Below are 16,933 nucleotides of genomic sequence, written 5' to 3'. Positions count from 1 at the left end.
TAAAAGTCATGTATCTCAGGCGTTCACACTCTTTAACGTTCGTTGAAAAAGTAAACGACGCATATATACAGCCACACTCATCATAACCACTCCCACCAACATCGGCAGCACACTTATCCAGTAGCCAATAGCTAGGAAAAAACAGGGTATACAGGCTATTACAACACAAGCGACTAGCGCCATTATACGTAGACTTAAGGCAAGTTTTAAAAAGAAACATCCCCAACATAAAGTTAATAACACGCCTAAAACAATCGCCCAAACGGGCAACGAAGGAGAAAGTGTGTAGTCACGACTGAGCGCACTAAAGTTAAACGCATGAAGCTCAGTTGCAGAAAATCGACCATTCCCAGCGACCTGAAGTTTCCGCTCAATACGCTCATCTTTTAAGCCCACAAAGACCGCTTTGTTTCTCAATTGATCACTAGCAACTTCACCAGAGAGCAATTCCAATAAAGAGATACGCTCAATAGATTCAACAAATTCATTTAAACCAAAAGGAACCAGCACTTCATAATCACGACTCCAATGCTTAGAAAACCCAACATGAAGATAAGGCGTTCTTAAACCAGAAAACAGATCAGCCTTAACTGGTGCATAGGTATGCAAAGTTGCTAAGGCTAAGCTAGGCCAACGAGGAAATTCCATACCCGCATAAAGATAACTACGCCTAAGACGACCATCGCTATCAAGAGGCATATCAGCATGCCCAAGCACAGCCCCTTCTAACTTCATTCTAGCCAAAGGACCTAACTCTTTACCCTCTTCAGCAATAAGAGGCAGAACGACACGTTCACTCGCTTGAATAGCATTCAATAGCTTAGAATCACCTGACTTAGGGCCCCTATCAGGGGCAGCAAAAGCCACATTATAAGTGATGGAAGAGACTTCGGATTCCGTCAACACCTCAATTACAGAAGCATGAACTTCACGGTTAAAAGGCCAACCTGAGAGCTTTTCTATACTCTCTTGATCAATATCGACAATCACTACATCGGTATCAACCTGTGATGCTGACCTGTATTGCTGACTGAGCAGATCATAAACCACTCGGTCAAACCAAGCAGATAAAGGAGAAACACCCACCATAATCACAACAATTAATGGCGGGATAAATAAAAGAAGGAGCCTAATACCGCGCTGCATTACAACATTAACAACACTGTTGCCGCTCCCGTAAAGATCACAGGCCACCAGTTTTCAATTGGCTGTTCAATCTGTTGAGGGGCCGTCCATTCACCCGCATAGTCATCAAAGTCAAAAGCTCGAACTCGCATGTAGTAAGTACCCGCTTGCGGTTTATCGATCGCAAGTTCCGCCTTATCTGTTTCTTTATCCACAACCAATTCTATAAACTCTTCGTCCTTCGACAACTGTAGCTGGTAGAACTTGATATCCTGCTCTTCCTGCCAGCTAAAAAATATCTCATTCTCAGTACTTACAGGCTCCTTCATCTCTGGCTTAGGAGGCACAGGTTTCACCGTAAACTTACCCGCAAATCCAACAGGCCCCATTTTACTTTGAGCCGTAACACTCGTCACACGCCAGTAATAATTCCCCGGCTGCAAAATTTCCGTGGAAAGAGCAGTATCCGCAATACCTTCAACAGACTTTAATAGATCCGTAAATTTTTCTGAACGTGCAATATCTACCTGATAAGTTGATGCCCCTTCTGGTTTTGACCATGAAAAATCAACCAGTCCTGCGTAAATTGAATCCGTGGAGCGTGGCCCCTGCCTTACCGGTGGAAATGGATGCGCATCAATACGAATAGGCTGTAAAGATGAATACCCCTGTAAACCGTTTTCACTTATCGCATTAACTCGTAACCAATAGGTTTGATCCAACAATGAAACGGGCAGCCCCATTTTAGGCTGGGCTGATACTGAATCATAAACAATCGCGTTGAAATCTTTATCCGGTGAAATCTGACCACGGTACTCTTTTGCCCCGTCCAGCGTATCCCAAACCAACTTACCCGGAAGATAACGTATAGGCTGGCTCAAATCTGGAACAACCGGCGCGGGCAGCAACTTCTTGGGCGGTTGTGGTGCGCTATTTTCTTTAGTCAACGTCCCGAAGCCTTGACGTACAGCCGTGCGACCTTGATCATTACCCACTCCAATACGACCTTCTATCACTTCAGCCGCTGTACTCTTATCTTGAGCACGTACTCTGTAAGTCGTCCCTTTTGTCGTCGCGAAAGCCACTGGTGTATCAATTAGAAACTGGGATCCCGGCACTTTCGTAGGATTAGCTCGAACTTCAGCCTCTCCCTCTTGTAAAAAAACTTTGATATCAACAACTTTGCGTTTATTACCTACAACAGTTGCCTGCTTAATTCTAAGTAGGCTATTTTCCAAGATAAGGACTTGAGTTCCATCATCAAACTCCAGTAATACTGACGATTGTTTAGAGGTTTTTATCTCATCCCCCTGACCTAAACTTTGCCCGCGCACTAATGGAAAATACGCTTTCGCACCGCCTTCATTCATCACTACTTGCGCAGTTACGGTGCCTGTTACATCAAGTATGGTTATATCTGAGCGATACTCATTAATTAGCTTTCGAGGAATCTTAATAACCGTACCAGGAAGCATCTGCCGATCATTATTTACATTATTGATTCGTTCTATTGTTTTCCATTCTCGCCAATCTGTTAGCAGTTCATGCGCAATGCTCCATAAAGACTCCCCCGGCTGCATCGCATAATCCCACTCATTATCGGTTTCCGAATAAGCGGTACAAGAAAGAGATAAAACGAATAGTAAGGCTAAACTTTGTCTCAATTTCGTCACGGAGCTAACATCCTAAATCGGCGTATATTTATCAGTTAAATATCAAAGGAAAAACCGCTCATTATTCTCCCACTTATTCGTCTATCTAACCAGTATTGAAAAACACATGTTTGAATATGACTTAAATCTCTATATGCGTATAATCATGGGCTAAATAATCACCTGACATGCCTTAACCCATGCTGAAATTTGAACTAGATTCCAGAAAAAATTTATTACGTAATACAATTACCGTACTGATTTCTACTTCCGTCCTTGCAGGCTGCGCTCCCTTAGCTCAAAAACAAGCTGAGAGTGGCTATTGCTACAATGGTGGCAGAGCAAATGAATATAGTTGCGATGAAGATAAAGCAGCCCCACAAGCTGATTTACGTATTACAGAAGTTGATGAAGAATGGATGGCATCTAAACTGGCTGAAGTTCGCTCTTGGATGAAACAAGAGAAACAAGCGATCATCGAAGGTAAAGTTCAACCAACTAACACCATTGAAGCAAAAACGGTGGCAGTCCCTAATTACATATCCACCGTTAGTATCGCAACTCAAACGCCACAGCATAGCTCTCCCGAACTCACAAAAATCCTTAGTCTAAGCCAACAAGGCAAGCACCAGGAAGCACTCAACCGTCTTGATGTGATTATTAGAGACAACCCAAACATGGCATCGGCAACGCTTGCCAAAGGTATTATTCTTAGTAACAAAGGTGATAGAAACGCTGCAAAACAAATATTCAAGCAGCTAATGACAGCCTATCCTGGTCGACCAGAAGCGTTTAATAATCTAGCGGTCATTTATGCGGAGGAAGGTAACTTTCCAGAAGCAATTGACACATTACAGCAGGCCTTCCAGACACACCCAAGTTACGCTCAGGTGCACACAAACCTGAAAGAGCTTTATGCCACGCTGGCCTCTCAAGCTTATAACAAAGCACTTGACCTGGGCAGCGAGTCAGCGGGCCCAGAGTTGGCAATGATAAACCGTTTACCTAGGGATCTTACGAATAGTACTTCAGAACAGTTAGTTGTAGTCGCAGCCAACAAAGTAGTAAAAAAACCGGCTCAGCTTGCTACCGTAGTTACTCCTGCGCCCGTAAAATCTGCAGCTAAAGTAGAAACAGGCACCAGCAAAACAGTTGAAGTTACCTCACTTGTAAACGAACCCGCCGTGGTCACCGCTGCGGTAACTAAAGAACAGACTCAAACAAAGCCGAATAAAGTAATCAATCCTGTTAAAGCGAAAGAAACATCTAAGCCACAAGAGGTTGTGACTTCAACGGATCAACCTAAAGCGAATACCGCAGAGCAGCAGATCACAAACAACCTGCTGAATTGGGCAAATGCGTGGAGCAATAAAGATTACAAAGGCTACATCGCAACCTACACAGACGTTTACCGCCCTAATGCGAAGTTGACTCATAATCAATGGGTTCAACAGCGTGAGCAACGTATCACTAAGCCTAAATTCATCAAAGTTAGCCTCAATAATATCAGTGTAAAACTGCTTCGAGAAAATCTAGCTGAAGCGCGCTTTGAGCAACGCTATCAATCTGACACCTACAAAGATGCTGTGAGAAAACGCGTTATGCTCGTCAATTCAAACGGCCAGTGGAAAATCAGCCTAGAGAAAAGCTTAGGTTTGATCCGTTAATATAAAAAGAGTTAAGTCACATACAAAAAAGCTGATGTAATCCATCAGCTTTTTTTAGTTCCTCGGACTATACCCAAAAACACGTATATTACGGGTGGGTTTCTACAAGTAAAATTCTAAACCACTATCCGCCAGGGCGCTTAAGAACAATCGTTCCGTCTGCGGCTTCAGATGCAATCTTCCAGCCATAAGAGGTCAACGTTAACTCTAAGCGTTTTGTTGTCTCATCAGCATAACCAGGTTTTTCAAAGCGCTGATAAAATTCTACACGGTACCAGTGGGTATTTAGGCGAGTATATTTAGGCTTACCCAACTCCAATTTAATCCATTCAGGTGTTAACAAACGTTTTTTACGAAATGCTCGCCACTCTTCAATAGACATTTTCACACCATATAAGTTGGTATGTTGAACATAGCTACCAATATAAGATTCCCAATCTTGGGATTTCCACGCTTTACCCCAGTTATCCACAACCTTTCGAACTTCGGCTTCGTTATTTAAGCTGGCGACTGATTTAACAGGCTTAAATACCATCGGAGGCACAGCTTCTTCAGTTCTAATTTTAGGCATTTCTGGCGTGGGGTTATCTCTTAATGCCGTTTCTATATTTTTACTAGACGGCTCAGTACTTACATTCGTTTTACGGGTGTTCGCTTCAACCGCAGTAACAGTCAGTATTTTCGCTTCACCTGATTTTTTTGCTTTCGCTTGCTCTATTGTGGCAGCTAAGTCAGCGGCCAAATTTGCATCTACTTTTCCTTCAACAGTTGAAGCTTCATGCACTGTAACGGCTACAGGCTCTAACTTAGACTCAACAGACGGTGATTCGACAGTACCGGTTGTAGATTCTACAACTCCACCGGCAATGCTTTCAGATGCTATTTCTTGTTGAGACAAAAGCTCTTTCTGTGGTTCTTTTACGCTATTTTGCGCGACACTAGCGCTCTCTTTAGAGGAAGAGTCTGTATTCACTAGGTTCGGTGAAGGTGGGTCGATATCAATAGAGGACTGCTGAGTCATATACCAACCACCTATACCAATAACTAACAGAGAAACCGCCGCAGCGACTGCTGTTTTATTGATATTCAAGCCTGTCGTCGCAACGTCATCCTTATCTTCTTGATAATAACCATCAAGTTTGGCAGCTAATGAAGGGGTCGACTTTAAAGCGGATAGTAGATCGGGTGTGCTTAACAATAGAACGGTAACCGCAGAGCCTTCTTCGTCACAAATCGAAGGTAGGCCCAAAAGGTAGGTTAATGCTTGAGTATCAACTTCTTCACTGTTAACAATAAGGAGTAATTTATTTCCAGCAGCAAGACGCAATTTAAGCGCTTGTTGAATGAAAGATGCACCCGGCTCAACTGATAAATAATCCGCTAGTTCGGCTTGTAAACCTTGAAGTGTGAGCTCACCCGTAAACTCTATATGATCAGGCTGATCTTCCTTTATCAATCCCACCAGACTGGTCATCCACGCCACACGCCCTTCGATGCGTATAACCTGATGATCATTAAGATTACTTAATAGAAGCTCTGCAGAGCTCATCCCTGAATCAGTCATTTATTGCTTACCTTGAGAAGGTTTGCCCTCATAGGCGATGCGCCAACGATTATTTTCAAACGTCCAGTATTGGCGTTTAACGGAACTTCCCTTCAAATTACTGCTGTTATAATCTTGCACAAACGTAGCAACAATTAGATCAGGGTTATCCGGATAGCGATATAAACTTAAATCATTTACGCCAATATCAATAAACTTCTTACTACCGTTTACACGTTTTTTATAGCTAGCAAACTGTGTAAAATTTCTTTTCCCATCACTATAAGCATTCGCATAATTTTCAATATAGCGGTTATGATCTAGGCTTTCCCAATCAGCCGCCCAACGCTCAATCAAGCCATTAAACCGTTGACGTTGCTCCAGCCAATCCGCTTTATCTATCCAACGTATGTTATTTCCTACAAGGACGGGAGTGTCTTTAAAGCTTATTTCAAGATCCAGATCGATAAAATCAGGGTTGGTCAGAGAGATACAACCTTCACTCGCTTTGGGTGGCCGACTGTAGGTTTCTACCGGTGAACCATGTAACCAAATTCCACTGCCTGTTCGCCCTAAGCGCTCATCCCAAACATTGGGGTAATTAAGGGGTAATGCGCCAGAACCGTATCTAGATGGAAGGTTTTCATCCTCCAAACGATTCGTAATGAAATAAACACCCAGAGGGGTTTTAAGATCGCCTCGCTTCTCTTTACCTGTGCCTCCTCGACCATAAGAGGCATAAAAATCTTTAACCAGAAAAGGAACTCCTTCACGGTTTTCAAAGAGGAAAAGACGAGATAAACGCGTATCAACAACAATAATGTGTTTTTGCCCTGGCGCAAGCTTCAGCATATCCGCAGGTAGCATATTGCTGGAAGGCTTCTCCATCTCCATAAGCACACGAACTTTTGCTTCAGAGATGAGGCCATCTATCTTCTTTTTGTGGTGATTACTGCTGCCACTACTACTAAGAGGAGAACCCTGAGCCTGAGCAGCGAGGATATCGGCATAAACTAGTTGGGCAAGACGAAAATCAGGGCGGCGCTCTGTTAACTGTTTAAGATCAGTTAAAGCAGAATCTAGCTCATGAGTACTTAGGTTTTTTAAACCGCTGAGTAGAAGCTCTTCATTACCTTCAGATAAACCATAGGGGCTCTCTGTTGTTCCTTCAGCGGCAAGCTTTCCGGATAAGATAAATGCCGTAAATACGACCAGAGAACAGACTAATCCCTTCTTCATTTGCCCAAATAACCTTTAAACCGATTTAGTTCATGATTATAACGATATTCACTCATAATTGGACTTAATTTATACAGATAAGCGATTATTTCAATTCAGAATACCCTAAAAAACGCCGCTTTTTTTCTTCCTGCCAATTTAAATGCGCAAAACTTCATTTAACTCAAAGATTTAATTAATTTTTTGAGCGTATAACTCCCTCTAAAAACATCAAAATAGTCAAAAAAACAGATAAAAAATGAATTTTTTCTTCGGGGTTTTGCCTAAAGATGTGCTATTCCAAAGTAGAGAGCCTATAAAACTCTCCAGTAAGAAACGTGTTCAATTTTATCATCAAAGTGTGACCCACCCATGATGAATAAGAGCGAACGCAGCAGGCTATTTTCCTGTCGACTAACGGAGGACCCCGTGATGTTTAAACAGATGGAAAGCTATGCAACGCAACGCTTACACTTTTTTAACGATGCCGAAACCAAACTAAAAGCCATCGTGGCTATTCATTCTACGGTTCGCGGTCCAGCCATCGGTGGCTGTCGGTTTATTCCTTACACTGACGATGCCGATGCAATAACTGATGCTATAAGGCTGGCTCAAGGTATGAGCTATAAAGCAGCTCTCGCAGGCCTCCCCCATGGTGGAGGAAAAGCAGTTGTCATCGTTCCAAATCAGCCTTTTGATCGAGCCGCATTAATGCGCAGTTTTGGAGCATATATCAATATCTTAAATGGGGAATATATCACCGCAATGGACAGCGGAACCCAAGTCACTGATATGGACCAAATCAAGAAAAGCACCCATTGGGTAACCTGCACAAGTACCAGTGGAGATCCATCCCCCTATACCGCACTTGGAGTCTTTGAAGGTATTAAAGCTTCGGTTGAATTCAAACTACGAAGAAAAGATCTAACCGGCCTTCATGTCAGTATTCAAGGATTAGGTCATGTAGGTTATGAAGTTGCCAGGTTACTCCATCAAGCGGGCGCACGCTTAACCGTGACTGATATAGACCCAAGTAAAATTCAACTATGTAAAGAGCATTTCTCAGCAAAATCTGTAGAGCCTGAAGAGATTTACAACACTCCTGCAGATATTTTCTGCCCTTGTGGTTTAGGCGCCATTCTAAATACAGACACGATCAAACAACTACAAGTTTCTATTGTAGCGGGATCGGCCAACAACCAATTAGAGAAAGAGCGACATGGCGATCTGCTTTCAGAGCGCGGCATTTTATACGCTCCAGATTACCTAATTAATTCCGGCGGGCTCATATTTGTATCCTTACAGCACGCACAGAAATCAATAGCCGCTATACACCATAAGATCCTACAGATTGGCCCATCTTTACATCAAATCTATAGAGATTCAGAGCGCAGCGAACACAGTATTCACAGGATAGCTAACGAAAAAGCAGAAGCGATTATCAACGCATCTGAAGAAATTCACTCTGTCGCCTAATCAGTAAATTAGGCAACGGCAGGAGGCAAAAAATGACTAGCATTCACCCACTTCAGTACCTTGATCCTGAAGGAAACAAGACGCAAGACTTGCCCAACACTTGCACGTCTGACTGGTTATTACGCTGCTATCACTTCATGGTGCTTTCGCGTCAATTTGATACAAAAGCAATTGCACTTCAGCGAACAGGGCAATTAGGTACCTACGCTTCCCTTCTAGGATCTGAAGCTATTGATGTCCCCACAGCCTTAGCTATGCAAAAAAATGATGTACTCGTGCCCTACTATCGCAATCATGCTTGTCAAATAACGAGAGGCGTTCCTCTTGAGGAGGTTCTGCTCTACTGGGGAGGAGATGAACGAGGTAATGCAGCCGAAAAAATGCAACAGGATTTTCCAAACGCGGTACCTATTGCAACTCAAAGTTTGCATGCCTGTGGCGTAGCTTCAGCATTTAAAATTCGCAACCAAAAACGAGCAGCAGTGACACTCATTGGAGACGGCGGCACCTCCAAAGGTGATTTTATGGAAGCACTGAACGTTGCAGGCGTGTGGCAGCTACCCGTGGTCTTTATTATCAATAATAACCAATGGGCCATATCAGTACCGCGTCATATTCAATCAGCCGCCGCTCAGTTAGCTGACAAAGGACTAGCGGCAGGCATCCCCAGTATGCAGGTCGATGGTAATGACCCTATTGCTATGCAGCAAGCAGTACAACAAGCACTCAACCGCGCTTATGAAGGTAAAGGGGCAACCCTGATTGAAGCGATCAGTTATCGTTTAAGTGACCACACAACCGCAGATGATGCGACCCGTTATCGCCCTAGCGATGAGCTTAAAGTCGCATGGGAAAAAGAGCCGCTAAAACGACTACGTAATTATTTAGTGTCCCAACAGTTATGGGATGAATCAAAAGAACAAGCCTTGCATGAAAAGATCAGCACACTGGTGCAAACCGCAGCTGATAAATATGTTGCGATGCCGCCTCAACCTGTTAGCAGTATGTTTGATTATCTGTACTTCGAACCTACAGAGCAATTACAAGAACAGCGAGATTGGGCTGAAGTTCGTGCGATGACTGGAGGGAGCCACTATCAAGAAGGGGAGTCGTCATGAAACATAACGTCTGTTTACTTGAAGCGGTTAATCTTGCACTCGCTTCTGAGATGCGCCGTGATGAAGAAATTATTACCTTAGGTGAAGATATAGGCGTCAACGGTGGAGTCTTTAGAGCCACCGATAACCTAAGAGATGAATTTGGCGTTAAACGTGTCATGGATACTCCTTTAGCCGAAACCATGATTGCAGGGCTGAGTATAGGCATGGCAAGCCAGGGCTTGAAACCTATCGCTGAAATCCAGTTTATGGGCTTCATCTTTCCAGCATTAGAGCAGATCATCTGTCACGCGGCTCGAATCAGAAACCGTACTCGCGGCCGTTTAAGCTGCCCACTCGTCATTCGTGCACCGTTTGGCGGAGGTATTCACGCGCCAGAACATCATTCCGAAAGTACTGAAGCATTACTGGCCCATATACCCGGACTCAAAGTTGTAATTCCCTCCTCCCCTGCCCGTGCATACGGTTTACTATTAGCCGCTATACGCGACCCTGATCCAGTCATATTTTTAGAGCCAAAACGGATCTACCGCAGTCAGCAACAAGAGATAGATGACAATGCCATTGCTCTTCCTATAGGACGCTGCTTCACCCTTAAGGAGGGTAGCGATATCACACTCGTCAGCTGGGGAGCAATGATCAGCGAAACCCTTGCTGCAGCGGAGGCTCTGGCAGACAGTAATATCAAGTGCGAAGTTATCGATGTTGCCAGCGTAAATCCCCTTGATATGGAAACAATCCTATCTTCTGTTAAGAAAACAGGGCGCTTAGTCATTATTCATGAGGCCGCTCGTAGTGGCGGCGTGGGCGCAGATATTTCAGCGTCTGTCGCCGAAAATGCACTACTTGACCTTCAAGCGCCTATCGCACGTGTGACTGGCTACGACACCATAATGCCCTATTTCCGCTTAGAAAATCATTACCTTCCAAACAGCCAAGATATTATAGATGCAGTCACCCAAACAATGGAGTTTGTATGAAATATTTCAAATTACCCGATTTAGGTGAAGGTTTACCTGAAGCAGAGATACTAGAATGGCATGTGAATGAAGGTGATACTGTTGATTTAGACCAGCCTCTTGTATCAGTAGAAACTGCAAAAGCCATAATCGAAGTACCCTCCCCCCAGCAAGGTAAAGTGGCTCATTTATTCGGCCAACCCGGTGAAACAATCCATACAGGCGAGCCTCTTCTCGAGTTTGAAGGCAATGATGATCAAGATTCTGGCACAGTAGTAGGAGAGATACCCCAAGCTGCAAAAGGCAACGGCAGTAGCGACGAATTTATTATTGGAGCAGCACCCAGTACACGTTCAACTCAAGCCCTCAACCGTTCATCTAGCCGAGCCACACCCGCAGTTAGAGCTTTAGCTAAACGTTTAAACATTGAACTGTCACATATCAAAGGCAGTGGACATGATGGGCACATCACACCGGCTGATATTGAGAAAGCTGCAAAATTGGAACAAGCCCATGGTAAAGCAGAGCCTTTACGCGGTGTTCGAAAACACATGGCCTTGGCGATGATTAAATCCCATTCAGAAGTCGTACCGGTCACCATTAACGAGGATGCTAATATCAACGCCTGGCCCGAAGGGACAGACGTGACTATACGACTCATACATGCCATTGCGGAAGGCTGCAAAATCCAACCCTCTTTCAATGCCTGGTTTGATGGAGAATCTTTGAGTAGACGAATACATAGCAGAATCGATTTAGGTGTGGCGGTTGATACTGAACAAGGGCTTTTTGTACCCGTCCTAAGAGATATAGGTAATCGAACTCAGGCGGACCTAAGGGCCGGCTTGGACCTCCTAAGGAGTGATGTAAAAAAACGCACAATTCCAGCAAAAGAGCTGCAGGGATCAACCATAACTCTGAGTAATTTTGGAACTATGACTGGCCGCTATGCCAATCCTATTATCGTACCACCTCAGGTAGCTATTTTAGGTGCGGGCGTCATCCGTAAAGAAGCCTGCGTCATTGACGACCGTATAGAGATACAACAAATACTTCCTCTCTCTCTTAGCTTTGATCATCGGGCATTAACAGGCGGGGAAGCTTCACGTTTTTTAATGACAATAATTGAAGATTTAAAAAAACAGTCCATATAACCCTTTAATTAAAAAGGCTTTTTTATAAAGACATTTTGAGAAAAAATTAATCAAAGAAATAACATTAAGCCGCCAGAATTAAAAATTCTGAACTACACTGACAATATAGGCTGAATATTTTTTACTAGAAACTTTTGATCGAAACAGTCTTTAGTCCATAGCAACACTAGGCTGCAAAAAGGTGACATCTATGAGTATCTTTGACCATTATAAAGCCCGCTATGATTCTGTACAGCAAGAAGAATATAGCTTGGACGAGTACCTCCAGCTTTGTAAAGAAGATCCAACAATTTATGCGGATGCCTCTGAACGAATGCTAAAAGCCATTGGTGAACCCGAGATGGTCGACACCGCATCAGATCCTAGACTCAGTCGTATCTTCTCGAATAAGTTAATCAAGCGTTACCCTGCTTTTAGTGAATTCTATGGTATGGAAGAAGCCATAGAGAATATTGTTTCCTACTTTAAGCATGCAGCTCAAGGCTTAGAGGAACGCAAACAAATACTCTATTTATTAGGCCCTGTTGGCGGTGGTAAATCCTCGCTGGCTGAGCGTTTAAAATATCTAATGCAGAATATTCCGTTTTACGCCATTAAGGATTCACCTGTATTTGAATCACCCTTAGGTTTGTTCAAACCTGAAGAAGATGGCGAGATATTAGAACAAGAATATGGCATCCCAAAGCGCTATATCAAAGGCATCATGTCCCCTTGGGCGGTAAAAAGACTGCATGAATACGGTGGGGATCTCTCAAAATTCCGTGTCGTAAAACTATACCCTTCGATCCTTGATCAGATCGCAATTGCCAAAACAGAGCCCGGCGATGAGAACAACCAAGACATCTCAAGCTTGGTGGGTAAAGTTGATATCAGAAAGCTCGAAGATTTTCCTCAGCATGACCCTGATGCATACAGTTTCTCTGGTGCGCTATGCCGCGCAAATCAGGGAATGATGGAGTTTGTTGAGATGTTTAAAGCACCCATTAAAGTGCTACATCCACTTTTAACGGCAACTCAGGAAGGAAACTATAATAGTACCGAAGGAATGGGAGCGATCCCATATGACGGCATACTCCTAGCGCACTCGAATGAATCAGAGTGGCAAACATTTAAAAACAATAAAACCAATGAAGCATTTATTGACCGTATTTATATCGTCAAAGTCCCCTACTGCTGCCGTGTTACTGAAGAGATTCATATTTACGAAAAACTTTTAGAAAACAGTTCATTGAATCATTCACCCTGTGCACCAGACACGCTCAATATGTTGGCACAGTTTACCGTTTTATCGCGTATGAAAGAGCCTGAAAACTCAAGTCTCTTTTCAAAAATGCGAGTTTATGACGGGGAAAATTTAAAAGATACTGACCCTAAAGCCAAATCGATGCAGGAATATAAAGATTCTGCTGGCGTTGATGAAGCGATGAATGGGCTATCCACACGTTTCGCCTTCAAAATTCTCTCTAAAGTATTCAACTTTGATCCATCTGAAGTTGCCGCAAACCCTGTGCACCTTCTCTATGTACTTGAAAAAGAGATAGAACAACAGCAATTTCCAGCAGAAACACAAGAACGCTACCTTGGATTCTTAAAAGAGTTTATTGCACCTAAATACATTGAATTCCTAGGAAAAGAGGTACAAACCGCCTATTTGGAATCCTACTCAGAGTACGGCCAGAACATATTTGATCGTTATGTCACATATGCAGATTTTTGGATTCAAGATCAAGAATACCGAGACCCTGAAACCGGTGATATTCTTGATAGACAGGCCATTAACGAAGAACTCGAAAAAATTGAGAAACCCGCAGGAATTAGTAACCCCAAAGACTTCCGTCATGAGATAGTCAATTTTGTACTACGTGCTAGAGCCAATAATAACGGGCAAAACCCCTCTTGGATGGGGTATGAAAAAATGCGCTCAGTTATCGAGAAGAAAATGTTCTCGAATACAGAAGATCTGCTTCCAGTGATCTCTTTCAATGCCAAAGGATCAAGTGATGAGCAAAATAAACATGGTGAGTTTGTTAAACGCATGATTAAACGTGGCTACACAGAAAAACAAGTCCGTTTATTATCGGAATGGTATATACGCGTAAGAAAGTCGCAATAACGAGATGAATATATAAGACATTCAATTGGGCAATGGCCTGCCCAATTTTTATATTCAGGCATTTTATCAGCCGTCTTGGGGATAGAAGTATGAGTTACATCATCGATCGTCGCCTTAACTCAAAGAACAAGAGTACGGTTAACCGCCAAAGGTTTCTACGCCGCTATAAAAAGCATATTAAAGATGCCGTAGAAGATGCCGTCAATAACCGTTCAATTCAAGACATTGAACAGGGCGGCAATGTAACCATCCCTAGAAGAGATATTTCAGAACCCGTCTTTCACCACGGAGAAGGAGGTATTCGAAATAAGGTATTCCCGGGTAACAAAGAGTTTGTTGTAGGGGATGAATTCCAGCGCCCTCAGGGCGGTTCAGGTGGTGGCCCTGGGGAAGGTAAAGCAAGTAATCAAGGTGAGGGAGAAGATGAATTCACCTTTCAAATCAACCAAGAGGAGTTTTTAGATTTTATGTTTGATGGGTTAGAGCTCCCATACCTTGTCAAAAAACAGCTCAATAATACCGTTCAATATGAAACACGCAGAGCCGGTTTCACCAATGCTGGCAGCCCAGATAAAATACATATCGTTCGCTCGCTTAAAGCAGCACACGCACGCCGAATCGCTCTAACAGGTAAAGATAGACGTAAGATTCGCGCGCTGAAACAAGAGATTTCAGAATTAGAACCCCTACTCCCTAATGAACAGATTGAAAAACAAATAAACCAGTTGAAAGAGGAGATCGATTCGTTAACCAAAAAGCTAAAACGAGTCCCCTTCTTAGATGACTTTGATATTAAATATAACAATCTTATCAAAGTCCCTGTACCTTCAAGTAAAGCGGTTATGTTTTGTCTCATGGATGTTTCTGGCTCAATGACACAAAGCATTAAAGATATGGCCAAACGCTTCTTTATCTTGCTCTATCTTTTTCTAAAACGAAATTACAAACAGATTGAAGTTGTCTTTGTCCGCCACCATACCCATGCAAAAGAGGTAGACGAAGAGGAGTTTTTCTATTCGCGAGAAACTGGTGGTACGATCGTTTCCAGTGCATTAGACCTTTCCTCTGAGATCATAGAGAAACGATACTCACCTTCAGATTGGAACATTTACATTGCACAAGCCTCTGACGGAGACAATTGGGATGGGGATTCTACAAAATGCTCTCAAGTATTAAGTGAAAATATACTAAAACAGGTTCAATATTTTGCTTATGTAGAGATAACCACAGGTGCTCACCAGAACCTCTGGTATGAGTATGAAAAACTCACCTCAGCATGGCCCGAATGCTTTGCAATGCAGCAGATTAAAACACCCGCCGATATCTTTCCCGTTTTTCGTAGCTTATTCGAGAAGAAAATTGAGGGGGCTGCATGAAAAAAAAGCCTATATCTACAGGTTCCGAATGGACCTTTGACCTTATTGCTGAATACGATAAAGAGATCGGAAGAATAGCCGCTGAATTTGGTTTAGATACTTACCCCAACCAAATTGAAGTCATTACGTCGGAACAGATGATGGATGCATATGCTTCCATCGGGATGCCGCTGAACTACAACCACTGGTCATTCGGCAAGCAGTTTGTAGAAACGCACCAGAACTACAAACGCGGCCGTATGGGCTTGGCCTACGAAATCGTGATCAATTCTGATCCCTGCATCTCCTATTTAATGGAAGAAAATACCATTACGATGCAAGCGCTCGTTATTGCCCATGCCTGCTATGGCCATAACTCATTTTTCAAAGGCAACTATCTCTTTAAAACATGGACCGATGCTTCAGCGATTATAGACTACCTTCTTTTCGCTAAAAGCTATATCAGCCACTGCGAAGAACGATACGGTGTCGATGCCGTTGAGGAGTTACTCGACTCTTGCCACGCCTTAATGAACTACGGCGTTAACCGCTATATGCGTCCTCAACCTTTAACCACCGATGAAGAGAAAGAGAGGCAACAAGCACGCGAGGAATATATCCAGCGTCATATAAATGATTTGTGGAATACAATCCCCAAAAAAGAGGAAGAAAGTAATCAAGAAGCTCCTCACTTCCCCAAAGAACCCGAAGAAAACATCCTTTACTTTATTGAAAAAAACGCCCCCCTTTTAGAACCATGGCAGCGCGAGATAGTACGTATAGTCCGTAAAGTTGCACAATATTTTTACCCTCAAAAACAAACCCAAGTCATGAACGAGGGTTGGGCCTGCTTTTGGCATTACACTTTACTGCATCAGCTTCACAATGAAGGGCTAGCTTCTGAGGGTTTTATGATGGAGTTCCTTCACTCCCATACCAGTGTCGTATACCAACCTCCCTTCGATAGTCCTTATTTCAATGGTATTAACCCTTACACGCTGGGTTATAACATGATGCAAGATATTAAACGTATATGCGAAAACCCAACTGAAGAAGATCGTGAATGGTTTCCTGAAATAGCTGGGAGCGATTGGAAGAAAACACTCGATTACGCTATGCGGAACTACAAGGATGAAAGCTTTATCTTGCAGTATCTCTCACCCCACTTAATAAGAGAGTTACACCTGTTCACTATTATGGATAACTCTGAAAAAGCCAATTTAGCCGTCACTGCTATCCATAACGAATCAGGCTATCGACAAATAAGAGAAGACCTAGCCGCACAATATAATTTAGGTAACAGAGAACCTAATATTCAAATTTTTAATGTTGATGTTCGCGGAGACCGCAGTTTAACACTCAGGCATTTTATCCATAACAAGCAACCATTGAGTGAAACATCCTCCGAAGTTCTGCGTCACATTCACAGGCTGTGGGGTTTTGACATACACTTGGAGTCCGTTTTTCCTGACGGAACCATCAGTAAAAGCTACCACTGCCCAGAACAGTCTAAAGATGAAGAGCCTGACCTATTAACATAATGGATGTTTTTA

Annotated in this window: 12 protein-coding genes; 8 read left to right on the top strand and 4 right to left on the bottom strand. The window is 43.1% G+C overall.

All coding sequences use genetic code 11. From position 1 onward, the window contains the following. Positions 1–15: 15 nt before the first annotated feature. Both B4K11_RS18110 and B4K11_RS18105 read right to left on the bottom strand, forming a co-directional pair. Positions 16–1,194: a CHASE2 domain-containing protein gene (locus B4K11_RS18110; protein WP_292954449.1), complete on the bottom strand. Its 1,179-nt coding sequence runs from the start codon at positions 1,192–1,194 to the stop codon at positions 16–18. Continuing rightward, positions 1,146–2,798: a FecR domain-containing protein gene (locus B4K11_RS18105; protein ID WP_292954452.1), complete on the bottom strand. Its 1,653-nt coding sequence runs from the start codon at positions 2,796–2,798 to the stop codon at positions 1,146–1,148. The genes B4K11_RS18110 and B4K11_RS18105 overlap by 49 nt, the downstream gene beginning before the upstream one ends. A 179-nt stretch (positions 2,799–2,977) precedes the next feature. Here B4K11_RS18105 and B4K11_RS18100 point away from each other — a divergent pair, with 179 nt between their 5' ends. After that, positions 2,978–4,444 (top strand): tetratricopeptide repeat protein, encoded by a 1,467-nt coding sequence (locus B4K11_RS18100; RefSeq protein ID WP_292954455.1) that lies wholly within the window; start codon positions 2,978–2,980, stop codon positions 4,442–4,444. Between the two features lie 124 nt (positions 4,445–4,568). Here the strand turns inward: B4K11_RS18100 and B4K11_RS18095 are convergent, their stop codons facing one another. Next, a complete protein-coding gene (locus tag B4K11_RS18095; RefSeq protein ID WP_292954458.1) occupies positions 4,569–6,008 on the bottom strand; it encodes a L,D-transpeptidase Cds6 family protein in 1,440 nt (479 codons plus the stop codon). Further along, positions 6,009–7,226 (bottom strand): L,D-transpeptidase family protein, encoded by a 1,218-nt coding sequence (locus B4K11_RS18090; protein WP_292954461.1) that lies wholly within the window; start codon positions 7,224–7,226, stop codon positions 6,009–6,011. Positions 7,227–7,637: 411 nt separating this feature from the next. On the opposite strand from B4K11_RS18090, the gene B4K11_RS18085 reads away from it, so the two are divergent. The 7 genes from B4K11_RS18085 (at position 7,638) to B4K11_RS18055 (ending at position 16,921) form a co-directional block, all read left to right on the top strand. Continuing rightward, positions 7,638–8,681 (top strand): Leu/Phe/Val dehydrogenase, encoded by a 1,044-nt coding sequence (locus B4K11_RS18085; RefSeq protein ID WP_292954576.1) that lies wholly within the window; start codon positions 7,638–7,640, stop codon positions 8,679–8,681. A gap of 32 nt (positions 8,682–8,713) precedes the next feature. Continuing rightward, positions 8,714–9,799: a pyruvate dehydrogenase (acetyl-transferring) E1 component subunit alpha gene (gene pdhA, locus B4K11_RS18080; RefSeq protein WP_292954464.1), complete on the top strand. Its 1,086-nt coding sequence runs from the start codon at positions 8,714–8,716 to the stop codon at positions 9,797–9,799. Next, complete coding sequence (locus tag B4K11_RS18075) at positions 9,796–10,779, top strand: alpha-ketoacid dehydrogenase subunit beta (protein ID WP_292954467.1); 984 nt, start codon at positions 9,796–9,798, stop codon at positions 10,777–10,779. The genes pdhA and B4K11_RS18075 overlap by 4 nt, the downstream gene beginning before the upstream one ends. Further along, positions 10,776–11,912, top strand: a complete 1,137-nt coding sequence (locus B4K11_RS18070; RefSeq protein WP_292954470.1) for a dihydrolipoamide acetyltransferase family protein — start codon at positions 10,776–10,778, stop codon at positions 11,910–11,912. Before B4K11_RS18075 ends, B4K11_RS18070 begins: the two co-directional genes overlap by 4 nt. Positions 11,913–12,102: 190 nt before the next feature. Beyond that, complete coding sequence (locus tag B4K11_RS18065) at positions 12,103–14,025, top strand: PrkA family serine protein kinase (RefSeq protein ID WP_292954473.1); 1,923 nt, start codon at positions 12,103–12,105, stop codon at positions 14,023–14,025. 89 nt (positions 14,026–14,114) lie between these two features. Next, a complete protein-coding gene (locus B4K11_RS18060) occupies positions 14,115–15,401 on the top strand; it encodes a YeaH/YhbH family protein (RefSeq protein WP_292954476.1) in 1,287 nt (428 codons plus the stop codon). Beyond that, positions 15,398–16,921 carry a SpoVR family protein gene (locus tag B4K11_RS18055; protein ID WP_292954479.1) on the top strand — a complete coding sequence of 508 codons (1,524 nt, stop codon included), beginning with the start codon at positions 15,398–15,400 and terminating at the stop codon, positions 16,919–16,921. The genes B4K11_RS18060 and B4K11_RS18055 overlap by 4 nt, the downstream gene beginning before the upstream one ends. Positions 16,922–16,933 lie beyond the last annotated feature (12 nt).

This window comes from Neptuniibacter sp. UBA6509, from assembly GCA_002435145.1.
Lineage (GTDB): Bacteria > Pseudomonadota > Gammaproteobacteria > Pseudomonadales > Balneatricaceae > Neptuniibacter.
This window is presented reverse-complemented; position numbering and strand designations above follow the sequence as displayed.